Here is a 22,266-nt window from a genome sequence, read left to right as displayed (position 1 = left end):
ACCCCGGCGCCGCACCTGCGCGAATTTATATAATCAAATCAAATAGATAGCGGATCGACCCCGGCGGCCAGCGCGGCGATCAGGCCGGGGACCAGCTCGGCGATCTCGCTCGCGAGCAGCCCGCGGTCGCTGCCCGTCCGGGCGCGCCACATGTCGCCGGCGAGCGCGTGGATCAGCACCCCCGCGCTCACGGCGGCGGAGGGCTCCATCGAGCACAGCAGGGCCGCGATCATCCCGGTCAGGACGTCGCCCGAGCCGGCGGTGGCGAGCGCCGGGTTGCCCGCCATGCAGATGAACATGCGGCCGTCCGGGAGCGCGATGACCGTGCGCGCCCCCTTGAGCAGGACGATCGCCCGGGTCAGCGCCACGGCGTCGCGCACGGCGCCGAAGCGGTCCTCCTCGACGGCGCGCGCGCTGCGGCCGAGCAGCCGGCCGAGCTCGCCGGAGTGCGGCGTCAAGACGAGGCTCCCGCGCGCGGTCGCGAGCGCCTCGGGGCGGCCGGCGAAGTGCGTGAGGGCGTCGGCGTCGACGACCTTGAGGCCGTTCCAGCCGAGCACGACGTGGTCCACGGCGGCCCGCGCCCTGTCGTCAAGGCCGAAGCCGGGGCCGATCGCGACCGCCCGCCGCCCGGCGAGCGCGGCGTCGAGCGTCGCCTCCATGCGCGCCGGATCGATCGGGGTCGTCATCAGCTCCACGACGCGCGACTCCATCGCCCGCGCTGTGTCGGCCCAGGTGCAGATCGTCACGAGGCCCGCGCCCGTGCGCATCGCCGCGCGCGCGGTGAGCAGCGCGGCGCCGAGCTTGCCGGGCGAGCCGGCGATCACGAGCACGTTGCCGGCCTGGTGCTTGTAGACGCTCGTCTCGCGCGGGCGCAGGTACGCGCCGATCGTCTCCTTGCGGATGACCTCCGCGACGTGGCCCACGTGGGCGAGGATCGGCCGGTCGGGGACGCCGAGGTCGACCACGTGGACGTTGCCCGCGAGCCGCGCGCCCTCGGGCGTGAGCAGGCCGATCTTGAGGTGGCCGAAGGTGACTGTCTCGTCCGCCTGCACCGCGGCGCCGAGCGGCGCGCCGCTGTCAGCGTCGAGGCCCGAGGGGACGTCGAGCGCGATGCACAGGCAGGTGGCGGTGTTGAGGACGCCGATGACGTCGGCGAGGTGGCCCTCGATCGGGCGGTCGAGGCCCGTGCCGAAGACGGCGTCGACAACGAGGTCGGCCTCGGCGAGCGCTGCCTCGAGCGGGATGAGCGACGCGCCGGGGGGGAGCTCGGTCAGCGCGCCGCCGAGGTCGACGTACGCGTCGTGGTGGATGCGGCTGTCGCCGGTGACCTTCTCGGACGGGGCCGCCAGGAAGACCTGGACCTCGGCGCCGCGGGCGAGGAGGTGGCGCGCCACGACGAAGCCGTCGCCGCCGTTGTTGCCGGCGCCGCAGACGATGACGACGCGGGCGTGGAGCGGGTAGGTCGCGGGCTGCCCCGGGCTCGGGACGTGCCGCACCGGGAACGCGCGGATCCGCGCGGCGCGGGCGTCCTCGACGTCGCGGCGGCCGTTCGGCGGCGGCGGGACGCTCCCGGCGCGCGGGCCGCCCCCGGAGGGCAGCGTGGCGGGCCAGAACGCCCGCGCGGCCGCCTGGCCGGGCGCGATCGGGTGCGGCGAGGGGCGCGCGGCGAGGCCGGGGAGACCGGCGGCGCCGGGCTGCCCGGCGCTGCGCGCCTCGATGATCGCCGAGATGACGTCGGCGGCGCCGCGGCCCGCGTTCTCCATGAGGACCACGCCGGGGACGTGGCACTGGTTGATCGCGTGCTTGTCGAAGGCGCGCATCTGCGCGCGCGAGAGGACCGGAATCACGAGCGCTCTTTCCCTTCGTCGTCCAGGTGGGATCGGCCTTCGCCGTCCTCTTCATCATCGGTCGGGGATCGGCCTTCGCCGTCCCCTTCATCATCGGTCGGGGATCGGCCTTCGCCGTCCCCTTCCAGAATGGCCACCGCCGCCGCCACGCCGGCGTCGTGCGTGATCGACAGGTGCACCCGCTTGACGCCCAGGCGCTCGGCGAGCGCGCGCGCCGGGCCGTGGAGCGCCATCGTCGGGGGCGTGCGCGGCGCGCCGCGCACCTCGAGGTGGTGCCAGCCGACGCCCGGCGCGCCGGAGAGCGCCTTCACCACCGCCTCCTTCGCGGCGAAGCGGCCCGCGAGCGCGGTCGCCCGGTCCACGCGGTGCGCGAGCGACCGGCGCTCGGGCTCGGACAGCACCCGCTCCCAGAACCGCTCCCCCCACCGCGCAAGCGCCTCCTCCATGCGTCCGATGCCGCAGACGTCGATGCCGATGCCGAGGATCATCCGCCCACCTCGAGCGACCCGGGGCGGAGGCCGACCGGCGGCGGCCCGAGGGCGACAGCGCAGGCGGGGCTCGCCGCGGCGCGATCGACGGAATCGACGGAGCAGAGACGCGGGGGGAAGGCCATGCCGGCGACTCTACCCTATTCACCGGCGACGCCCTGTGAAACGCGCCCGCGGCGCGCGCGTGCCCCGAGGAGCGCGGAGGACGGTCGCCAGAGGTGCGCGCGCGCGGAGGCCCGCGCCCTCCAGGGCAGCCGGCCGCGGCGCGAGACGCGCGGGCGTCGCGCGACCCGGACGCGGCGCGCCGTTCGCGGCTAGCATGCTGGCGGCGCCCATGCAGACAGCCCTCGATCTGACGGTCATGCTCCCGCCGAGCGCCTACGACTACGGCGAGCGCTCGTCAGGGGAGGCCCACGGCGTGGTGCTGACCAAGCCCCACGTGGTGAACCTCATCCTCGATCTGGCGGGCTACACAGCGGACCGGGACCTCGCGTCGCTGTCGCTGCTCGAGCCGGCCTGCGGCCACGGCGCGTTCCTCGTCCCCGCCGCCGAGCGGCTCATCTCCTCGGCGCGCCGCCACGATCGCGACCTGCGAGACATCGAGTCCGCCATCCGGGCCTACGACATCGAGCCAGACCACGTGGGCCGCGCGCGCCTCGCGGTCTCCGGCGCGCTCGCCCGGCTCGGGCTGCCGCCCGACGACGCGAGGCGCCTCTCGGACGCCTGGATCGCCCACGGCGACTTCCTGCTCACCAGCCAGGGACGCCGCTTCGACGCGGTGGTGGGCAATCCACCCTACATCCGGATCGAGCAGCTCTCTCCCGAGCTCCAGGAGGAGTACCGGCAACGCTACCGATCGCTCTACGACCGCGCCGATCTCTACGTCGCGTTCATCGAGCGCGGCCTCGATCTCCTCGCGCCCGGCGGGGTCCTCTCGTTTATCTGCGCCGACCGGTGGACGCTCAACCGCTACGGCGCGCCGCTCCGCCGGATGCTCTCGAGGTGGTTCCGGGTCCAGTGCTACATCGACCTGCACAGCGCCTCTCCGTTCGAGTCCGACGTCGTCGCGTATCCCTCGATATTCGCCGTGTCGCGCGGCAAGACGGGGAGCGTCCCTGTCGCGACGCTGAGCACCGCCTCTCCCGAGGAATGCGAGGCGGCGTCCTCCGCTCTTCGGCGCGCGGAGGGGGGCGCGCCGGAGCGCTGCGCCGGCGTCACCTTGTCGGAGTACCCCACCTGGTTCGACGGGGAAGACCCCTGGGTGCTCAGCTCACCGGCGCACCTCGAGGCCCTGCGCTCCCTCGAGGCGCGGTTCGCGCCGATCGAGGAGGTGGGCGGCACCCGCGTCGGCATCGGCGTCGCCACGGGGAGCGACAGGATCTACATCGTCCGCGACGACATCGACATCGAGCGCGATCGCCTCGTGCCGCTCGTCCTGCGAGACGACATCGAGGACGGCCGCGTCCGCGACGCCGGGCGGTGCGTCATCAACACCTTCGGGCGCGACGGCAAGGTGGTCAATCTGGACGAGTACCCGAAGCTCGCCGCGTACCTGCGCGCCCACGAGGCCGAGATCAGGAAGCGCTACATCGCCCAGAAGAACGCCGCGAGCTGGTTCCGCACCATCGATCGCGTCTACCCCGAGGTGGCGCTCGCCCGGAAGCTGCTCGTCCCCGACATCGCAGGATCCAACGAGGTGGTCTACGAGGAGGGCAGGTTTCACCCGCACCACAACCTGTATTTCATCACCTCGGAGGGCTGGGATCTCGAGGCGCTCGGCGGGCTCCTCAGCTCCCGGGTCGCCCTCTTCTTCGTGTGGTCGTACGCGGTCAAGATGCGCGGGGGCTACCTGCGCTTCCAGGCGCAGTACCTGCGGCGGATCCGGCTGCCGCCGCCGGAGAGCGTCGCGGAGGACGTGATGAGCGATCTCCGCAGCTCGTTCCGGCAGCGCGACTTCGAGAGGCTCGACGCGCTCGCGCTCCGCGCCTACGGCATCGACGCGCTCCCGGGGTTCAGCTTCCTCGACACGAGACGACGGCGCGCTGCCTCGCCCGGACGCGGCGTGGTACGGTCGCGCTCCCACAAGGCGTTCGCGGGCGAGGGACGAGCGGATGACGGCCGAGAGGATCGAGTGCGCTAGCCGTATCGAGGGCGTCGTCGTGTACGCGCGCGGGGCGATCGTCACCCGCCGCGTCGCGCTCGCGGCGCCGCTCCCCCGGGGGGCGGCCGAGATCGCTGTGCCGGGGATCACCCCGCTCGCCGAGCCGGGGAGCTTCCGCGCGCTCGTGTCCACCGCGCCCTCCGCCGGCGACGCGGCGGGGGCCTCGCGGGCGCCGCGCGAGGTCGTCGGCGTGCGCGCGCGGCTCGTCGTGCCGCCGGCGCCCGTCTCGAGGAGCGCGCTCTCGGCGCAGCTCCGGGAGCTCGAGCTCGCGGTCGAGCGCCTGTCCGCCGAGCAGGCCCACCTCCGCCTCTGGCGCGACAGGCTCGCGGACGTCGTGCTCGATCCGGAGCTCGCGCGGCGCTTCCGGCCGGGCGACCCGGCGGCCCGCGTCCGGGACGCGCTCGCCGTGAGCGGGCTGCTCTCGGACGAGCTCGCCGCGCTCGACGCGCGCGCCGCCGCGCTGGAGGCGGAGCTCGAGCGCGCCCGGAAGGAGCTCCGCGCCGCGCAGCTCGACGCCGCGCAGGCGACGAGCGGCGAGGTCGAGGAGCGCGCCCCGGCGCGCCTCGACGTTGTCGTGCGGCTCGCGCCCGCGGGCGGGGAAGCGGGCGGCGAGCCGGCGATCCGGCTCGAGTACGCCGTCGCCGCCGCGCGCTGGTGGCCCGCCTACGCGGCGCGGTTCTCGCGCGGCGCGACCGAGGTCGCCCTGCAGCTCGACGCGTTCGTGGCGCAGGCCTCCGGCGAGGACTGGAAGGACGTGCGCCTCGCGCTCGCCTCCGCCGAGCTCGTGCAGGATACGCGGCTGCCGGAGCTCGCCTCGCTGCGGCTCAGCCGCGCCCAGCGCCCGCCGCGCCGCGGCTATCGCCCCGCGCCCGAGGGGCTCGACGCCATGTTCGAGGGGTTCGACCGCTTCGTCGCCGCCCTCCCCGCGCCCGCGGCGCGGACCAGGGCCGCGCCGGCGGAGCTCCCGCCCGCCGCGGCCCCGGCGGCGCCGCCCGGCGCTGCCTTCGCGCCGCCACCCCCGATGACGCTCGCCGAGCCGATGCCGATGCCCGCGCCGGCGCGCAAGTCGCGCGGGCTGTCGCTGTCGCTCCCGTCGTTCGGCGGGGGTTCCGGGGCGCCGCCTCGGCCGCCGGCGCCCCAGGCGAGCGCGCCCGCGGCCCCCAGGGGCGGCTTCGCCCGCGCGCAGGCCGCCGAGCTCACGGCCGGCGTGGCCGACGACGCGCTCGCCGAGGGGCCCGAGGACGCCGGCTCGGCCCCGGCGCCGCTCGAGCCGGCGCTCGTCGAAGGGTGGCTCGACTTCGACGCGCTGCGCCTCCCCGGCGCGGGCCCGCAGCGCGGCCGGCTCACGCGCGAGAGGCCCCGGCGCTCGCGGCGCCTCGCGAAGCGGGCAGAGGCGGACGTCACGAACCTCCCCGCCCCGCCCCGCGCCGTGGACCCGCGCGACACGCGCGGGCAGTTCGATCACCTCTACGCCGGCGAAGGCGCCGCCGACGTGCCGTCGAACGGCAGGCTCCACCGCGTCGCCCTGAGCGCCGCGCGCGCCCCGGCGACGCCCCGGTTCGTCACAGCGCCGCGCGAGGCCGCCGAGGTCTACCGCGAGGCGCGCGTCGAGAACCCGTTCGACGCCCCGCTCCTCGAGGGGCCCGTCGAGATCTTCGTCGACGGCGCCCTCGCCGCGCAGTCCACGCTCGGGCACGTCGACCGGGGCGGCGTCCTCCGCGCCGGCCTCGGCGTCGAGGAGCGGATCCGGGTCGCCAGGAACGCGCGCGTCGACGAGTCGAGCGCCGGCCTGCTCGGCGGCTCGCTCGCCGTCGAGCACGCGGTCACCATCGACCTCTCCTCGTCGCTCGGGATGAGCGTCGAGGTCGAGGTCCTCGACCGCATCCCGGTGACGGACGACAAGGACGTCGAGATCAAGCTGCTCTCGTCGCAGCCGAAGGCCGAGCCGTACAGCCAGGAGGAGCTCGGCGAGCCCGTGCGCGGCGGGCTGCGCTGGCGCGTGCCGCTCGCGCCCGGCGGCAAGGCTTCCGTGGCCTTCACGTACCGGGTGGTGTTCTCCTCGAAGAGCGAGGTCGTCGGCGGTAACCGCCGGGAATAACAGGGGAAACGAGCGCGCCATGGCAAGCGATGCGAACGGTTCGGGCCGGGCTGAGCGGGGCGCCGCCGGAGGGAGCCCCGGCGAGGAGAGCGCCGGCGAGGGGAGCGCGGGCGAGGGGAGCGCGGGCGCGGGAGACGCCGCCGGGGCGAGCGTCGCCGAGCGCGCCCCCCACCCGAGCGCGGCGCGCGCGGTGACGCTGTTCGAGGATCGCGCCGAGGTCGTGCGCGCGGCGCGCGTCGAGGTCGCGGCCGGGGCGCAGTGGGTCGCGATCGGCGGCGTGTCGGTGTTCGTCGACGAGCGCACCGTGCAGGCGCGCGTCGCGCCGGCGGGGGGCGCGGAGGGCGCGGGCGCGGCCCGGGTGACGGCGGCGCGCGTGCGGTGGAGGGCGCACCGGGAGGCGGCGCTCGGGCGCGAGGCGATCGACGCGCTGGAGCGCGAGCACCGCGAGGCGTCCCGGCGGACCGCCGCCGCCGAGCTCGCGCGGGACCGGGCGTCGCGCCGCGAGGCGCACCTCGATCAGCTCCTCGCGACGTGGGCGCACGCGATGGGCGAGGTCCCGAAGGACGCGGGCGAGCCCGCGCGGCTCGCCTCGTGGCGCGCCGGCGTCGAGGCGCTGCGCGCGGCGCTCGACGAGGCCCTCGCCGCGTCGGCCGAGGCGCGCGCGGCGCGTGCGCACGCGGAGGACGACGCCCGGCGCGCCACGGCGCGGCTGCGCGAGGGGTCGGTCGAGCAGCCGCGCTACGAGGCGGTCATCGAGGTGGAGATTCACGCCCCCGCGCCGCAGCCCGTCGAGATCGAGCTGACCTACCGCGTCGCGTGCGCGGTCTGGCGCCCCGAGCACCTGGCGCGGCTCGCCGTGGACGGCGCGGGCGACGCCGCGAGCGCGGGCGACGCCGCGGCGCAGGCGACGCGCGGCTCGGTCGAGCTCACCACCTGGGCGACGGCGTGGCAGGCGACCGGCGAGGCCTGGGAGAACGTCGCCGCGCGCTTCTCGACAGCGCGGCCGGCGCGGAGCGCCGAGGCGCCGCTCCTCGCGGACGACGTCCTCCGGCTGCGGCGCAAGACGGACGTCGAGCGCCGCCGCGTCGTCGTCGAGGCGCGCGACCAGGCGATCGCCGCGGCCGGGCTCGACCGCGGGGCGCGCGCCGTCGACGAGATGCCCGGCGTCGACGACGGGGGCGAGCCGCTTGTCTTCGAGGCGACCGAGCCGGTCACCCTCCCCTCCGACGGCCGCCCGCTCCGCGTCGAGATCGCGCGGCGCGCGCTCCCGGCCGAGCTCGCGCTCGTGCTGTACCCCGAGGCCCACCCCGCGGCGCACCTGCGCGCGACAGCGACGCTTGACGGCGGCGGCGCCGGGAGGGGCGGCGGCGCCGGGAGGCCGCGCCCGCTGCTCGCCGGCCCGGTGCGGATCGCGCGGGGCGGCAGCCTCGTCGGCCGCGGCCGGCTCGACTTCGTCGGCGCGGGCGAGCCGTTCGAGCTCGGCTTCGGCGTGGACGACGCCGTGCGTGTGCGGCGCACCGTGGACGAGGAGCAGGACACCTCGGCCATCACCGGCAGCCGCAAGATCCGCCGCTGCGTGAAGCTCTCTCTTTCCAACCTCTCCAGCATCGCGAAGCGGGTGCTCGTCACCGAGCGCATCCCCGTCAGCGAGGTGGCCGAGGTGGAGGTCGCGCTTGTCGAGGCCCTCGGATGGACGCTGGAGGAGAAGGACGGGTTTCTCCGCAGCCGCGTCGAGCTGCCCCCGAAGGGCCTGACGACCATGTCGTTCAGCTACGAGCTGCGCGTGGGTGCGAGCGTCGTGTTGCCGTTCTGAAACGAGGCCGCGGCCGCCGCGACCGCCGTTGACAGGACGCGGTACGCTTCTGTAACTGATGGATTCTCCAGCAGCTTCACTCGCGGGAAGGAGGGTTGCCATGAGGCAGCAGATCGACGGGGCCGTGGTGCTGACCGCGGCCGAGGAAGACGTCATGGAGTACTTGCCCAACCGAGGCGTCTTCTTCGCGCAGTTGCTCGGCAAGCACCGCGGGGACGGCTTCGGCTTTTACAAGGGCAAGATGGAGCCTGGCTGTGAGATCTCGCGCGAGCTCCACACCGAGACAACGGAGACCATCTACATCCTGGCCGGGAAGGCGCTCGGCATCATCGGCGACCGCGAGGTCCCCCTCGGCCCCGGCCAGATGATGCACGTCGAGAAGAACGTGCACCACGGGCTGCGCAACGCGGGCGCCGGGCCGCTCGAGTTCCTCGTCATCGGCCACCCCGACTTCTGATCGCGCGGCCCGCTCCTTGAGGTGCACTGCAGCGCTGCGGCTTGCCTCGGGCGCCGTCGCCGCGGCGGCGCTGCTCGCCGCGCCCGCGGCGCGGGCCGAGGCCCCCGCGGCGCGCGCTGCCTCGGGCGCCGCCGCGGCGACGGCGCCCGAGGCCGCGCGGCCCGAGCTGACGTGGGACCCGCGCTGGCCGCGCTTCCGCGCGAGCGAGTACGTGGCCACGGGGCTCCTCGCCGCCACCGCCTTCGCGACGCTGGCCATCCCGCCGTCGGAGGGCCGGTGGACGGCCGTGAACGGCTTCGACGGCGCCGCGCGCGACGTCCTCCGGATCCGGAGCGACCGCCAGCGCGAGATGGCGCGGGACGCGAGCGATCTCCTGCTCACGCTGATGACCAACCAGCTCGCGGCGGACGCCCTGCTCGTGGCCTGGTGGGGGCACGGGCGCGGCAGCGTCGCGTGGGAGATCGCGCTGATCGACATCGAGGCGCTCGCGCTGAACGCGGCCGTGAACGGCCTCGTCGCGGGGCTCACGAGCCGCGAGCGCCCCTACCGCGCCGTGTGCGTCGGGCCGGAGCAGGAGCAGGACCGCGACTGCCGCGGGAGCAAGCGGTACCGGAGCTTCTTCAGCGGCCACAGCTCGACAGCGTTCACGGCGGCGGGGCTCATGTGCTCGCACCACGCGCACCTGCCCCTCTACGGCGGCGGCGCGCCCGACGCGCTCGCGTGCGTCGCCTCGCTCGGCGCGGCGGCCGCCGTGGCGACGCTGCGGGTCGTCTCGGACCAGCACTTCGCGACCGACGCGCTCACGGGCGCGGCCGTCGGCACCCTGACGGGCCTCGGTCTCCCGTGGCTCCTGCACTACCGCGGCGGCGCCCCGGCCTCGACGCGCGCGGACGCCGCGTCGATCAGCTTCGTGCCGGCGCCGCTCGGCGGGTACCTGATGGGCAGGTTCTAGTCATGGCCCGCCGCCGCGCGCTCGCCGCCGCCGCGCTCGCCGTCGCCGCCGCGCCCGTCCTGGTCCCGGCCGCGGCCGTCGCCCAGGATCCGGCCGACCTGCCGCCGCCCGCCATCGAGCCGCCGGCGATCTCCTCGGGGGTGGACCTCCTGCAAAAGCGCTCGTACTGGGCGCGGAGCGCGGCCGCGCGCCCGTTCGTCTCCGCGGTCCTGGAGCTCGGCGTCATCTATTTCAGGCCGAGCCTCGCGCTCGGCGTGGGCCGGCCGCACTGGTCGTGGATCGGGATCGAGGGGTACTCGAGCGTCTCGCCCTCGGGCGGCGCGGAGTACGTCGGCCTTCGCGCGGCGCTGCCCAGCCTGGAGATCCGCGGCGGCGCGCGGTACGCGTTCTCGACGACGCAGTACTTCCTCGAGCCCCGGGCGTCGTACACGCGCAGGGACACCGAGCTCATGCTCGGCCCGAGGTCGCGCTACATCGCCGGGGAGCTCGAGGTGTCGGGCTCGATACCGCTGCTCGGAGGCAGCCTGTTCGGCGTCGCGACGGGCTATGCGGTGCTGGGCACGCCGGAGGGGTACTACCTCTACGAGGAGGCGCTCCACGCCGTGATGAAGCCGCCGTACCTCTACCGCGCCCGGCTCGGCTACATGGCGGAGATGGACAGGTTCGGCGAGCTCCGGCTCGGCGCCGCCGCCGAGGTGCTCGGCAACCCGGGCCGCGAGGGCGCCGTCGTGCGCATCGGCCCTCTGCTGGCGGTCTCGCTGACACACCACCTCGACGCGGTGGGGACGGTGATGGTGGTGGCGGCGACGCCCGATCGGCTCGGCCTGCTGGGCGCGGATCTCGGGCAGCTCGGCCTGCGGTACCGGTGGGCGACCGGCGATCGATGGCCGGAGTTCCCGTGATCCATGCGCCGGGCACGCAGCGTGGTAAGCGTCCCGGCATGAACAAGCTCATCCCCCTGACCTTTCTCGCCGCGTCGCTCGCGGCGTGCACCCAGCCCGGCGACGCCAGCGCCCCTGCCGCCCCCGCGGCGACAGGCGCCGCCGCGCAGCAGCCCGCCAAGGCGGAGGCCGAGAAGGCGAAGGCCGCGGACGCGCCGGCGGCTCAGGCGAACGCGGGCCCCGCGAAGGTCGGCCAGCCCGCGCCGGATTTCACGCTGTCGGACCTCGACGGCAAGCCCGTCAAGCTGGCCGACCACAAGGGCAAGACGGTCGTGCTCGAGTGGTTCAACCCCGGTTGCCCGTTCGTGCAGCTCGCGCACCGCAAGGGCGGCCTGAAGGACGTTCCCGCGCAGCAGATGGCCAAGGGCGTCGTGTGGCTCGCCATCAACTCGGGCGCCCCCGGCAAGCAGGGCGCCGCCAGGGAAGACAACGTGAAGGCCAAGGGCGAGTTCGGGATGAGCTATCCGATCCTCGTCGACGAGAAGGGCGATGTCGGCCGCGCCTACGGCGCCCAGCGCACACCGCACATGGTCATCATCGACCCGCAGGGCACGCTCGTCTACGCGGGCGCCATCGACAGCACGAAGGGCGGTGAGCCCGAGCCGGGCGAGCAGGTCACGAACTACGTCGAGGCCGCGCTGGCCGAGCTCACCGCCAGCAAGCCGATCTCCACGAAGGAGACCGAGGCGTTCGGCTGCACGGTCAAGTACTGAGCTGCGGGCCGACGGGCCCTGAGCTGTATCGCAGCTTGACCCACCTTGGACGCATGTCGCGCCCCCCACATCGATCCAGGACGTGGACGGCGCGCGCCGCTCTGCGTTCGTGTCTTTCCGCGCTGGCCGCTTTCCTCGCCCGCCCCTTTCCACGCTGGCATCTTTCCACGCCGGCCCCTCTCCTCGAGCAGAACACCCGCCCACCTGCGCCCGCGCGCCACCTCAACCGCGAATCGCCGCGTAGCCGGCGTCGCACGCTCGCGCCATACTGAAAGCGTACAGAGCGCGGCGACACCACGCGTCGGGGTATTGACATGGACGTAAACTCCGGTCTACCGTCGTACGACAGTTCTGTACTGTCGCCAGGTGCTCACGACCCAAGACGCCCACTGGCAAGCGACCCAGGCGGTTCCGGATGATGGCGATTCGGGGCCATTCGCTGGGAGCTGCCAAGGGAGGTGCTGATGCGAAGGTTGATGTCCACACTGCTCCTTGGCCTGGTGTGCGGCTGCGCTCCGGACGTCTTCGAGGAGGGTGAGCGCCTGGCGACGACGGCCGATCTCCTGTCGATGGGAGAGGCTGAGTCGGTCAGTCCGGCGCCGGGCGAGCGCTCGCCGAGCGGGGTCGTATCGAACGGGTTCTGGCCGAACGGCTTCTGGCCGAACGGCTTCTGGCCGAATGCGCTCAGGCCGGACTCGATACCGTCCACCTCCTTGCGCGCGCTCCGGGTCCAGGCGCTCGAAGGGGTCGTGTCCCGCGACTTCATTCGTTACGCGGTCGGGTGCGCGCTCGACCGCTCTCAGGCGATCGAGCTCGACGGGCCTGACGGCGCCGAGGAGCACCGGGGGGCGGTCGGGCTCGCCCCGGAGTGGGTGGACGGGCCGCTCTCTCCGGTCAAGCAGCGGTGGGTCTCGGCCTGCGTCGCCGCGCGGACCAACTACTTCGGCGTGCGCGTGATGCTCTCGATGCGCTCGCAGGGCAGCGCGCAGCTCGCCGCCGGCCCGGAGGAGCGCGGCGCCTTCGCCAGCAAGGAGGGCGCGTTCTGGGGCAACCTGTTCAGCGACACGCCCGCGCTCTACACATGCCACGTCCCGGACAACCTCGAGCGCTCGCGCGCGAGGAGCCGCTCCTGCGCGACGGGGCATGATACCGGCTCGACGGTCGTTGGGTGCGGTATCATCCAGCGGACGGGAGACTGCTCTTCCGTTTGCTCGACCGCGGGCGACCCGGCGATGGGTTATGCGGCGTGCAACGGCTCGAAGGAGGTCATCACGACCTTCCTCGACTAGGATCGAAGCCCCGAGCCCTGGGGGTTCCGCCTTTGCTGTCGAAAAGGGTCCGATTGATGAGCCGAGTGGGAAGAGCGGGCCCGGAGAGCGCGCGCGCCGCGAGGTCGGCGGACCAGGAGCCCACGCCCAGGGGCGCCCCGCTCGCCCCCTCGAGCAGGGCTCCCCGCTCCGTCTCGTCAGTCCCGCCCGCCCCGCCCGCTCCCCACGCCACGCCGGTCCTCACCGCTCCGCCTGCCTCGTCCTTCCCGCCGGAGGGCTCGGGCGCCGCGCAGGACACGGTGTTCGTCTGCGTCGATCCGCCCTCCTCGCGCGCGCCGAGCCGGTTTCCGATCCGCGACTGGGATCGCTATGAGTGCCTGTCGCTGGTCGGCAAAGGGGGAATGGGGACGGTCTACAAGGCCAGGGACCCCCGACTGCAGCGGTACGTGGCGCTCAAGCTCATCCGGGGCAACGATCCGGAGCTCGCGCAGCGCTTCATCTGGGAGGCGCGGGCCCAGGCCCGGGTCGAGCACCCGAACGTCTGCAAGGTGTACGAGGTCGGCGAGGCCCAGGGCCAGCCGTTCATCGCCATGCAGTACATCGACGGCCAGCCGCTCCACCGCGTGGCGCAGCAGATGTCGCTCGAGCAGCGGCTCAAGATCGTCGCCGACGTGGCGGACGGCCTCCACGCCGCCCACCGGCTCGGGCTGATCCACCGCGACATCAAGCCGGCGAACATCCTCGTCGAGCGGACGGCCGACGGCGCCTTCCGCCCCTACCTGCTCGATTTCGGGCTCGCGCGGGACATCGGGGCCGACGGGCGGGCGACGACGAGCGATGAAGGGACACCCGCGTACATGGCGCCGGAGCAGGTGTCCGGGGGCCAGCGCCAGCTCGACCGCCGCACGGACGTCTACTGCCTCGGCGCGACGCTCTACGAGGTCCTCTCCGGGCGCCCGCCGTTCGTCGATCCGTCGATGACGAGCCTCATCTGGCGGGTGGTCAACGAGCTGCCCGTGCCGCCGCGCCAGATCGACAAGGGGATCCCGGTCGATCTGGAGACGATCGTGATGAAGTGCCTCGAGAAGGAGCCTCAGCGGCGGTACGACTCCGCGAAGATGCTCGCCCTCGACCTCGGGCGCTACCTCGAGGGCGAGCCGATCGAGGCGCGGCCCGCGAGCCTCGTGTACAGCGCCCTGAAGCGGGCGAGGAAGCACCGGCTCGCCGTCTCGGCGGCCGCGGCGGCGCTGGTCGTGCTCTCGCTCTCGGGCGCCGTCGCCCTCCGCGCGAAGCTCGCCGCCGCGCGCCAGGCGGAGCTCGCGGCGCACGTGGCGTCGCTGGCCGAGGGCTTCGGTCAGGACGTGAAGGAGATGGAGCTGTTCATGCGCTACGCGTACGCGCTCCCGCTCCACGACGTGTCGCGGGAGAAGGAGGTCATCCGCGCGCGCATGGGCGAGATCGACCGGAAGATGCAGGCGATGCGCGGGGCCGCGGGCGACCTCGTCGAGGGCCCGGGCCGCTACGCGCTCGGGCGCGGGCACCTCGCGCTGCACGAGCCCGAGGAGGCGCTGCGGCACCTCGAGGCGGCGCTCGGGAGCGGGTATGCCGCGCGCGAGGCGAAGTTCGCGGCGGGGCTCGCGCACGGGATGCTCTACCGGAAGGGGCTCGACCGGGCGCGGCGCCTCGCCGACAAGGGGGAGCGATCCGCGCAGCAGATCGAGCTCGACGAGCGGCACAAGGGCCCGGCGATCAAGTACCTGCGCGACAGCGTGAGGTCGACAGGGGCGCCGTCGGCGTACACCGCGGCGCTGACGGAGCTCTACGAGGGGCGCTTCGACGAGGCGCTCGGCGACGCGCGGCGGGCGTTCGCGCGATCGCCCTGGGAGTACGAGGCGAAGAAGCTGGAGGGCGACGTCCTGTCCGCGAAGGGGGCGGCCGCGCGCGACGCCGGCGACCACGCGGCGGCGCTCGTCGAGTTCCGGGCCGCCGTCGCCTCGTACGACGCCGCGGCGCAGATGGCCGAGAGCGACCCCGAGCTCCACGAGGCGACCGCGAGCGCCCTCAGCGAGATCATGCTGATCGAGGCGCAGCGCGGCGGCGACGTGGAGCGGCTCTTCGCGCAGCTCATCGATCGCTGCGACAGGGCGCTCCACGCCAACCCGCGCGCGAGCGGCGCGCACGCGAAGAAGGCCTGGGCCCACGTGCACCGGGCCAGGCGGGACCTGTCGAGGGGCGCTGACCCGAGGCCGGACCTCACCCGGGCGATCGCGGCGAGCGAGCAAGCGATCCAGGGGGACCCGTCGGACGCGACAGCGTACGGGTCGATGGGGGCGAGCCTGTTCCTCATCGCGTCCTACGAGGGCACGCTGGGGCTCGACACGCGGCCTTCGCTCGAGCGCGCGATCGAGAGCATGCAGCGGTCGCTCGCCCTCGACCCCAACTCGTTCTGGGCGTGGAACGACACGGGGATCGCGTTCGGCATGATGGCCGAGTACAGCGCGTCCCGCGGCGCCGACCCCATCCGCCTCTTCGAGCTCAGCGCGTCGCACATCGAGCGGGCGATCGAGATCGCCCCGAACGACGCGCCGCCGCGCCTCAACCAGGGCTGGTTCCACGCGCAGCGGGCGCAGTACGAGCTCGACCACGGGGTGTCGCCCGAGGCGTCGCTCGAGGTGGCCATGGACAACCTCGAGGCGGCGCTCCGGCTGCGGCCGGACAGCTACCAATCGTACAACAGCCTGGCGCTGGCTTACCTGATCCAGGGTCGGTACGAGCGGCTCACCGGGCGGAGCCCGGAGGTGTCGCTCGCGCGGTCGCTCGACGGCTACAGCGCGGCGGCGCACCTCGACCCGGAGGATCTCGAGGCGCAGCAGGGGACGGGCCTCGCGCTCGCCGAGGCGGCGCGGTGGGCGCTCTCGCGCGGCGAGGACCCGACCGACGCGCTGCGCGCGGCGCGGGGCAAGCTGGAGCGCATCGTGGCCGCGAGGCCGCGCAACGCGGAGGCGCTGCTCGCGCTCGGGGGCGTCGACCTGCTCGCGGCGCGCTGGGCCGCGTCCCGGGGGCGGATCCCCGTGGCGCCGCTGGACGCCGCGGAGCGTTCGCTGCTCCGCGCCGTCGAGGCGAACGACGGAAACGCGAGGATCTTCGCGAGGTTGGCCGAGGTCCACCGGCTGCGCGCGGCCGTCGCCGCGCCGGGGTTCCTCGACGCGCGCGCGGAGGTCGAGGCGGGGCTCGCGCTTGTCGACCGCGCGCTGGAGATCGACCCGGATTTCCCCGCGGCGAGCGCCGAGCAGGGCGCGCTGCTCCTGCTCAAGGCGAAGGCGGAGCGCGACCGGGCGCTGCGCCTGGATCTGGCCCGCCGCGCCGCCGACGTGCTCGATCGGGCGCTCCAGGAGAGCCCGCTGCTCGCGCGCGAGCACGCCCCGCTCCTCGGCGAGGCGAGGAAGATCGCGGCGGCGAACGCCCCCTAGCGCCGCTCCCGCCGGGGGCGGGAGAGGCGGGACATCGCCTCGTCGTGGGCCCACTTGACGCGCATGAACTCGCCGGCGTCGCCGCCGCGATCGGGGTGCGTGACGAGCGCGAGCCGGCGGAACGCCTGGCGGATCTCGTCGGCGCTCGCGGCCTCGGTGACGCCGAGCACCGCGAACGGCGAGGCGCCGCGCGCGGCGGCGGGCCGCGACGGGGCGCGCCGCGACGGCCCGGGGGGCGGCGGCGGGGGCGCCTCGCGGCGCGCGCGCGGCCTGGGCCAGGGGGGATCGCCGCGCAGGACGCGGGTCCAGGCCGTCGCCCACGCCGGCTCGATCTCGACGAGCGGGCGCCCGGCGGCGCGCTCGGCCTGCGCCCGCGCCTCGTCCACGGTCCGCGCGCCGCCCTGGCTCGCGTCCGGCGGGCGGAACGGCTCGCGCGCAGGCTCGGCCGTCCACCAGGCGGCCCACAGGAAGCGTCGGCGGCGCGTCGGCGTCACCGCGTAGACGCCGCGGAGCGGGAGCGTCATCGCCGCGGAAAGTGGCACGGATCGGCCCGAGCGGCGAGCGATCCTCGGGCGCGCGCGCGCCCGAGGATGGGCCGCCCGGTCCTCGGCGCGGCGCGGCCGGTCAGAAGATCTCGGGGCACCACGGGGCGCGCGCGGCGCGGAACAGGCGATCGGCGCGCTCGATGGCGTCCTCGGAGAGCGCCTCGACCTGGCCGGCGTCGGCGAGGGCCTGGAACGAGACGCCGCCGAGGTAGGCCGAGCCGAGCGCCGTGATGTCGAGGCGGAGGTCCGGCGCCTGCGCTGTCCGCGTCGCGCGCCGTTCGCCCCCGTGCAGCCGGAAGCGGCCGGCGTTCGAGGGGCGATCGCTGTCGGTGATCTCGAGGGTGAGCGGCTCGCTGCTGCCGTAGGCGCGCGCCGCGAGCGCGGCCTCGACGTCCACGATGCGCACCCACAGCCCGTCGCTCGCCGTGAGGCGCAGGCGCCGCGGCTCGGCGACGAGCAGGCCGAGCGGGTGATCCGGCGGCAGGAGGCTCGCCTCGATCCGCTGCGCCAGGTCGATGTCGAAGAGGTACCTCCAGATGAGCCGGGTCCCGAGCGGCGACGCGCCGATCGCCTCGATCACGCGGACCGATCCGACCGGGATCTGGGAGGTGTCCCACTTGTGGTGCATGCAGTACATCGCGTACGCCTCGGGGCGCCCGTCGACCTCGATGACGACGCGCTGGAGCGGGCCGCCTCCCTGGCGGACGAAGTCGTCGTCTCTCAGCCGGCGGACCTGCCACCACGCCTCGGAGCGCGCGAGCATCCCGGGGGCGAGCGGGCGGGCGCGCTCCCAGACAGGCGCGAAGGCCTCGAGCGCCTCCTCTTCTCCGAGCAGCCGCGCGCTGCCCTGCGCGCCGGCCTCTCCGCGGAACGCGGCGCGATCCCGCTCGATCGAGATGGAGCACGCCCGGGACGCGAGGCCGTACCCGAAGCGGCCGTAGATGGTGCCCTCCGTGGCCCAGAGCGAGGAGATCGGCCGCCCCTCGGCCCGCGCGTCGTCGAGGTGGCGGCGGATGAGGGACGTGAGGATGCCGCGGCGGCGGTGCGTCGGCATCACCGCGACCATCGTGAGCCCGGCGACCGGGACGGCGCCGCCGCCGGGCGTCGTCATCGTGAGCGAGTACGAGCCGGCGGCTCCGACGATCGATTCGCCGTCGTACGCGCCGATGCGCGACGAGAGCTCCGCGAGGCGCTTCGTGCCCTCGAGGCGCTCGGGGTTGGCCATCGCACCGAACGCGGTGAGGATGGGATGAACGAACTCGCCCTGCTGCTCGGCGGTCAGCTGCCGGAGCTCGATGTGCATGCGGCGAACCATAGCAAAGGGGCCGCGCGTCCCGGGACTCGCAGGCACGGATCGGCTGACCAGGCCGTCCGCGGCGCATCGACCTCCGCGCGGAGGGGCCGCTGGCGGGTCGTCGCCTTGACGCTCCATGGGGCGGCGAGGATCCTCGTTGTCCATGGCGAAGGTCACCGCGCTCGGCCTGGACACCGTGCACGAGGGCTCCGGACACCAGATGACGGGAATGGCCGTGAGCGTGTGCACGACGCCGGCGGCGCCTAGCCCGCTGCCTCGACGGGCGGACGCTGCGCTACGGATACCGCAGCTCGGGTCGGCTCGGGCGCATCGAGCACGCCGCGGACAGGACGTGGCGCAACCTGTTCTATGACCGCGCGGGGAACCTGACGGCCGACGAGACGCCGGACGGGGTGATCCGGTATGCGCGCGATCGGATGGGGCGGATGCTCGGGGCCGTGCTGGAGGAGGCGAGCGGGCAGCGCGTGGAGACGTGGTTCGAGCGCGACGCGTTCGGGCGGATCGTGCGCGAGCGGCAGGGCGACAGGGCGATCCGGTACGCGTACGGCGAGCGCGGCCTGCGCGCGGAGCGCGTGATGCCGGACGGCGCGAGGACGCGCTATGCGTACGACGCGCTGGATGCGCTGGTCGCTGTCGATCACGACGGCCACCGCGTGGCGTTCGAGCGCGATGCCCTGGGGCGGGAGATCCAGAGGGCGAGCGGCGAGGCCGGGGTGGCGGTGCGGAGCGCGTATGACGCGATGGACCGGCTGATCGAGCAGCGGGCCACGGCGCCGGGGCCGGGGGTGCCGTCGGTGATGGTCGCGCGGCAGTGGCACTACGACGCGCGCGGGCGCGTGGATCGCGTCGACGACGCGCGCTGGGGGGTGACGACGTACCTGTACGATCGCGCCAGCCGGCTGGCCTCGGCGCAGCGCGGGGCGGGGCGCGAGGTGTTCGCGTATGATCCAGCCGGCTCGATCCGGGGGATGCTCACGGAGATCGCCGAGCGGAGCAGCGCGAGCCGGGTCGCGGAGGCGCCGCACCAGGGCCGGACGCAGCCGACCTGGCGGGTCGAGCGCGGCGGGGTGCTGCGGAAGACCGAGCAGGCGGCGTACGACGTCGACGCGCGCGGACGGCGCACGGTGAAGGTGGATCTGGCGCGGCACCGGGCGAACCGGCCCGAGGGCGGGTCGCCGGCCGAGGAGGCGATGACCCGGTACACATGGGATTGCCGGGACCGGCTGCGCGAGGTGCGGACGCCGGATGGCGCGCGCGTGGTGATGACCTATGACGCCTTCGGGAGGCGGGTGCGCAAGGAGGTCACCGCCACGACGGCGGCCGGCCGGCCGCGCGTGGTGGAGTTCGTCTGGGATGGCGACGTGCTCGCGGCCGACATCGACAGCGAGCGTGGCGGGCGGACGTTCGTCCACGCGCCGGGGACGTTCGTGCCGCTCTTGCAACAGCAAGACGGGCGCGTGCTCACCTACGTCAACGACCACCTCGGCACCCCGAAGGAGCTGCTCGACCCGCGGGGGCTCGTGGCGTGGGCAGCGGCGCACTCGGCCTGGGGGAAGATCGTCGAGGTGCGGCGCGATCCGCTGAGCGAGCTCAGCCACAGGAGCTCGGTCGAGTCGCCGTTCAGGCTGCTGGGGCAGTACGCGGACGAGGAGACGGGGCTTTGCTACACGCGGTTCCGGTTCTTCGATCCGGAGACGGGGGGATGGTGCAGCCCGGATCCGCTCGGGATTGCTGGTGGGCTCAACCTGTTCGGCTTTGATGGAAGCCCGATCAACGACATCGACCCTCTCGGACTCAGCGCCTGGAAGCGCAACCTCGGCAACCTGATCGACATGAAGGACAAGACGGTGCGCCAGGCGATCCAGGAGCGAGGCGGGAACGCGAGCACCGCGAACCAGACTGGACACATGGCAGACAAGACACTGGAGGAAGTTGCCAAGATCAAATCCGACCCTAACTCCAGCAAGGAAGACGCCCGTCTCGCAGACACCGCCCTGAAGCTGGTCAAACAGGACAAGACCGAGAAAGCCAAAGGATGCAAGAGGTAGAGCCCAACCCGCACAAGACAGCTCGCGAGCTCCTGGATCTGCTCGTCGGCAAGCGGCTCACGTCCATCAGCCGACGGATATTCCACGATCCAGACGAGACCGCCTGCGTCTTCGAGTGGCTCACCGGGCTCGAGCTCCGGTTCGGCCGTCATGTCATTCACATCGACGTCGACCCGAACGACGACACGCTGCTCATCTCGAAAGCACCGCGAGAGGACGACGACACGCTCATCATCGACGGCTCGTCGCACCCTCTATGGAGGCCAATCCTCGGCAAACCCCTCATGTTCGCGTGGACGATGATCAACTCAAGAGGCTACCTCGACGGGCTGGCGTTCGCCTTCGAGACCTATGCCCCGTCTGCCACGCTCGTGGCCGCCGGCAGCCAGATTCATGAATTCTCGAACCACGACCGGGACAGGCGCGTCGCCGAAGCAGCCACGGCTTCCGCGCAGATGGGCATCAACCAGGCGGTCGACGCGCTCGTCTCCGATCTCGTTTACATCGTGAACAAGACAACAAGCAAAGCTGTTCACGAAGCATCGAAGGACAGGCGAGGACGAGCCAAGACCGGTCGATCACCCGGCGCGCCCAGGAGCTCAGCCGGCGAAACGGCCCGGACACGCTCGTCAGCCGGGCTGGCGAAGCTGCGGGACGAGGCGCGGACCTTCATCGAGAACAACCCACAGTGCCACGCCGCCCAGATAGCGAGAGCCCTCGGCACGACGAACACACCTGAGTTTCGAGCCGTGATCCAGGAGCTTCGCCAGGCAGGCACGGTCGCTCGTGCGAAGGGGAGGGTCACGAGGTCCAGTCCTACCCGCTGAGCGAGCTGATCCATGCGGGGGGCGAGCGGCCCAGATGGCGCAGCGGGGCTCGAGCACAGGGTGGAGCTTACGAACGGTCACCGCGCAGCTCTGCGCGAGGCCGCTCCCGGCTGAACCGCCGCAGGATCTACAGCGGAGCACTCTCCCTCAGCCTACGCGCTCAGCCGCTCCCGCTCCCTCGCCGCCGCCCGCCGGACGCGCGTCTTCAGCCACGCCTCGATGAGCGGCCATACGGTGAGCGGCGCGTCCCGGCCAACGACGATGTCGAGGTGGCCGCGCGGGAACTCGCGGTACGTCCTGTCCGAAGATCGGCTGAAGTCGTACGCCGGCTTCACCGACGCCGGCGGCGCGAGGTCGTCGAACGTGCCGGCGATCACGAGGAGCGGCAGATCCAGGCCCTCGAACGCCTTGGCGTACCCGAAGAGGCTCCCCATGTGCTGGCCGCTCTTCCGCGACGCCACGGCGTCCAGGAACATGTTCCGCAGGACCGTGATGCTGCCGCTGTCCATCGCCAGCGACATGTGCTGCGTGAGCACCCGCGTCTCCATCGAGCCAGGCACGAAGCCCCGGATCGGCAGCGGAAAGATCGGGCTCTCGACGAACGCGCGCACGAACCGGAACGGCTCACCCCACGCCGACAGCGCCAGCGCCCCCTGCCCGAGCGGGACGCGGCGGTCGACCGTCAACATCAGCCGGCCGAGCAGCGCGAGCGCGCGCGACCCGTGCGTGAACAGGTAAGGGCTCCCCAGCGTGACGATCCCCCCCACCGCGTCGCCCATCGTCGGCGCGGTCGCGTAGCCGATGAGACCCCCGAGCGAGTGCCCGATCAGGTACACAGGTCGCGGGCCGGAGATGCGCCGGACCTCCTCGATCGCCGCCGGAAGGTCCTCGCGGACGAAATCCGTCACGTGAGCCGGCCGCCGCGCCCCGAGGTGCCGCGACCGACCGTGCCCCCGCAGATCCAGGTTGAAGACGTCGAAGCCCGCCCGCGCCAGGTAGTTCGAGAAGCTCCGCGACGGCAGGTGCCAGATGTAACGGTTCTGGCCGTACCCATGGACAAGCAGCACGCTCGCCACCGTGCTCCGCAGCTGCGCGCTGCGCTTGCGGATCATCGCGAGGGGCACGTCGTGGACCACCGACTCCCGGTCGACGACCGAGTCCTCCACCCCGGGAGCGCGCGCCCCCTCGATCCCACGGCTCGCCGGCGCCACCTCGGCCGCGGTGCTGCGGACCCGCACCACCACGAGCTCCTTGATGAACCTGTCCCGCTCGTCGCGGTCGACCGTCTGCTCCACCTGGGACTGGTGAAGGATCATCCTTTCC

At 73.8% G+C, this 22,266-nt stretch carries 17 protein-coding genes; 11 read left to right on the top strand and 6 right to left on the bottom strand.

Annotated elements, in window-relative coordinates:
- Nucleotides 1-38: 38 nt before the first annotated feature.
- Genes WMF42_RS01830 through WMF42_RS01820 form a run of 3 tightly spaced genes read right to left on the bottom strand, consistent with a single transcriptional unit; the run spans nucleotide 39 to nucleotide 2,460 of the window.
- The gene (locus tag WMF42_RS01830) at nucleotides 39-1,847 is read right to left on the bottom strand and encodes an NAD(P)H-hydrate dehydratase (protein ID WP_437689909.1); all 1,809 of its coding nucleotides are present in this window, start codon (nucleotides 1,845-1,847) and stop codon (nucleotides 39-41) included.
- The gene (gene acpS / locus WMF42_RS01825) at nucleotides 1,844-2,335 is read right to left on the bottom strand and encodes a holo-ACP synthase (RefSeq protein WP_437689908.1); all 492 of its coding nucleotides are present in this window, start codon (nucleotides 2,333-2,335) and stop codon (nucleotides 1,844-1,846) included. The genes WMF42_RS01830 and acpS overlap by 4 nt, the downstream gene beginning before the upstream one ends.
- A complete protein-coding gene (locus tag WMF42_RS01820) occupies nucleotides 2,332-2,460 on the bottom strand; it encodes a hypothetical protein (protein ID WP_267888074.1) in 129 nt (42 codons plus the stop codon). Before WMF42_RS01820 ends, acpS begins: the two co-directional genes overlap by 4 nt.
- A 209-nt stretch (nucleotides 2,461-2,669) precedes the next feature.
- On the opposite strand from WMF42_RS01820, the gene WMF42_RS01815 reads away from it, so the two are divergent.
- The 9 genes from WMF42_RS01815 to WMF42_RS01775 all read left to right on the top strand — a co-directional run bounded on the left by WMF42_RS01815 (nucleotide 2,670) and on the right by WMF42_RS01775 (nucleotide 16,208).
- Nucleotides 2,670-4,475, top strand: coding sequence for an Eco57I restriction-modification methylase domain-containing protein (locus tag WMF42_RS01815; protein WP_081426416.1), 1,806 nt, complete (start codon nucleotides 2,670-2,672; stop codon nucleotides 4,473-4,475).
- Nucleotides 4,447-6,594, top strand: coding sequence for a DUF4139 domain-containing protein (locus WMF42_RS01810; RefSeq protein WP_437689907.1), 2,148 nt, complete (start codon nucleotides 4,447-4,449; stop codon nucleotides 6,592-6,594). Before WMF42_RS01815 ends, WMF42_RS01810 begins: the two co-directional genes overlap by 29 nt.
- Nucleotides 6,595-6,613: 19 nt before the next feature.
- A complete protein-coding gene (locus WMF42_RS01805; protein WP_437689906.1) occupies nucleotides 6,614-8,407 on the top strand; it encodes a DUF4139 domain-containing protein in 1,794 nt (597 codons plus the stop codon).
- A gap of 100 nt (nucleotides 8,408-8,507) precedes the next feature.
- Nucleotides 8,508-8,864, top strand: coding sequence for a cupin domain-containing protein (locus WMF42_RS01800; protein WP_061605734.1), 357 nt, complete (start codon nucleotides 8,508-8,510; stop codon nucleotides 8,862-8,864).
- 16 nt (nucleotides 8,865-8,880) lie between these two features.
- On the top strand, nucleotides 8,881-9,816 hold the full coding sequence (locus tag WMF42_RS01795) for a phosphatase PAP2 family protein (RefSeq protein WP_437689905.1): 936 nt from the start codon (nucleotides 8,881-8,883) through the stop codon (nucleotides 9,814-9,816).
- Nucleotides 9,817-9,818: 2 nt separating this feature from the next.
- Complete coding sequence (locus tag WMF42_RS01790) at nucleotides 9,819-10,718, top strand: hypothetical protein (RefSeq protein ID WP_061607445.1); 900 nt, start codon at nucleotides 9,819-9,821, stop codon at nucleotides 10,716-10,718.
- Between the two features lie 38 nt (nucleotides 10,719-10,756).
- The gene (locus tag WMF42_RS01785) at nucleotides 10,757-11,470 is read left to right on the top strand and encodes a thioredoxin family protein (protein ID WP_061607444.1); all 714 of its coding nucleotides are present in this window, start codon (nucleotides 10,757-10,759) and stop codon (nucleotides 11,468-11,470) included.
- Nucleotides 11,471-11,934: 464 nt separating this feature from the next.
- Nucleotides 11,935-12,759 (top strand): hypothetical protein, encoded by an 825-nt coding sequence (locus WMF42_RS01780; protein WP_437689904.1) that lies wholly within the window; start codon nucleotides 11,935-11,937, stop codon nucleotides 12,757-12,759.
- 56 nt (nucleotides 12,760-12,815) lie between these two features.
- The gene (locus WMF42_RS01775) at nucleotides 12,816-16,208 is read left to right on the top strand and encodes a protein kinase domain-containing protein (protein WP_437689903.1); all 3,393 of its coding nucleotides are present in this window, start codon (nucleotides 12,816-12,818) and stop codon (nucleotides 16,206-16,208) included.
- On the opposite strand, the gene WMF42_RS01770 is transcribed toward WMF42_RS01775, so the two are convergent.
- Nucleotides 16,205-16,732, bottom strand: coding sequence for a J domain-containing protein (locus WMF42_RS01770; RefSeq protein WP_437689902.1), 528 nt, complete (start codon nucleotides 16,730-16,732; stop codon nucleotides 16,205-16,207). The genes WMF42_RS01775 and WMF42_RS01770 overlap by 4 nt on opposite strands.
- Nucleotides 16,733-16,832: 100 nt before the next feature.
- A complete protein-coding gene (locus WMF42_RS01765; protein WP_437689901.1) occupies nucleotides 16,833-18,056 on the bottom strand; it encodes a GNAT family N-acetyltransferase in 1,224 nt (407 codons plus the stop codon).
- Between the two features lie 404 nt (nucleotides 18,057-18,460).
- Between WMF42_RS01765 and WMF42_RS01760 the strand changes: the two genes are divergently transcribed.
- Together WMF42_RS01760 and WMF42_RS01755 are read left to right on the top strand one after the other, a co-directional pair.
- The gene (locus WMF42_RS01760; RefSeq protein WP_437689900.1) at nucleotides 18,461-20,116 is read left to right on the top strand and encodes an RHS repeat domain-containing protein; all 1,656 of its coding nucleotides are present in this window, start codon (nucleotides 18,461-18,463) and stop codon (nucleotides 20,114-20,116) included.
- A complete protein-coding gene (locus tag WMF42_RS01755; protein WP_437689899.1) occupies nucleotides 20,104-20,943 on the top strand; it encodes a DUF6334 family protein in 840 nt (279 codons plus the stop codon). Before WMF42_RS01760 ends, WMF42_RS01755 begins: the two co-directional genes overlap by 13 nt.
- Nucleotides 20,944-21,095: 152 nt before the next feature.
- On the opposite strand, the gene WMF42_RS01750 is transcribed toward WMF42_RS01755, so the two are convergent.
- On the bottom strand, nucleotides 21,096-22,259 hold the full coding sequence (locus tag WMF42_RS01750) for an alpha/beta hydrolase (protein ID WP_437689898.1): 1,164 nt from the start codon (nucleotides 22,257-22,259) through the stop codon (nucleotides 21,096-21,098).
- Between the last annotated feature and the right edge of the window lie 7 nt (nucleotides 22,260-22,266).

Origin of the sequence: Sorangium sp. So ce176, from assembly GCF_051519835.1 — a bacterium.
In the GTDB taxonomy this organism is placed as follows: domain Bacteria; phylum Myxococcota_A; class Polyangia; order Polyangiales; family Polyangiaceae; genus Sorangium; species Sorangium cellulosum_G.
Note: the sequence above shows the minus strand (reverse complement) of the source record. Positions and strands in the feature narration are given on the sequence as shown.

What these genes read in the sequence shown, in the direction of transcription:
- acpS (WP_437689908.1), bottom strand. Translation starts at nt 2,335, where the DNA reads ATGATCCTCGGCATCGGCATCGACGTCTGCGGCATCGGACGCATGGAG.
- WMF42_RS01820 (WP_267888074.1), bottom strand. Translation starts at nt 2,460, where the DNA reads ATGGCCTTCCCCCCGCGTCTCTGCTCCGTCGATTCCGTCGATCGCGCC.
- WMF42_RS01815 (WP_081426416.1), top strand. Translation starts at nt 2,670, where the DNA reads ATGCAGACAGCCCTCGATCTGACGGTCATGCTCCCGCCGAGCGCCTAC.
- WMF42_RS01810 (WP_437689907.1), top strand. Translation starts at nt 4,447, where the DNA reads ATGACGGCCGAGAGGATCGAGTGCGCTAGCCGTATCGAGGGCGTCGTC.
- WMF42_RS01805 (WP_437689906.1), top strand. Translation starts at nt 6,614, where the DNA reads ATGGCAAGCGATGCGAACGGTTCGGGCCGGGCTGAGCGGGGCGCCGCC.
- WMF42_RS01800 (WP_061605734.1), top strand. Translation starts at nt 8,508, where the DNA reads ATGAGGCAGCAGATCGACGGGGCCGTGGTGCTGACCGCGGCCGAGGAA.
- WMF42_RS01790 (WP_061607445.1), top strand. Translation starts at nt 9,819, where the DNA reads ATGGCCCGCCGCCGCGCGCTCGCCGCCGCCGCGCTCGCCGTCGCCGCC.
- WMF42_RS01785 (WP_061607444.1), top strand. Translation starts at nt 10,757, where the DNA reads ATGAACAAGCTCATCCCCCTGACCTTTCTCGCCGCGTCGCTCGCGGCG.
- WMF42_RS01780 (WP_437689904.1), top strand. Translation starts at nt 11,935, where the DNA reads ATGCGAAGGTTGATGTCCACACTGCTCCTTGGCCTGGTGTGCGGCTGC.
- WMF42_RS01775 (WP_437689903.1), top strand. Translation starts at nt 12,816, where the DNA reads ATGAGCCGAGTGGGAAGAGCGGGCCCGGAGAGCGCGCGCGCCGCGAGG.
- WMF42_RS01770 (WP_437689902.1), bottom strand. Translation starts at nt 16,732, where the DNA reads ATGACGCTCCCGCTCCGCGGCGTCTACGCGGTGACGCCGACGCGCCGC.
- WMF42_RS01765 (WP_437689901.1), bottom strand. Translation starts at nt 18,056, where the DNA reads ATGCACATCGAGCTCCGGCAGCTGACCGCCGAGCAGCAGGGCGAGTTC.
- WMF42_RS01755 (WP_437689899.1), top strand. Translation starts at nt 20,104, where the DNA reads ATGCAAGAGGTAGAGCCCAACCCGCACAAGACAGCTCGCGAGCTCCTG.
- WMF42_RS01750 (WP_437689898.1), bottom strand. Translation starts at nt 22,259, where the DNA reads ATGATCCTTCACCAGTCCCAGGTGGAGCAGACGGTCGACCGCGACGAG.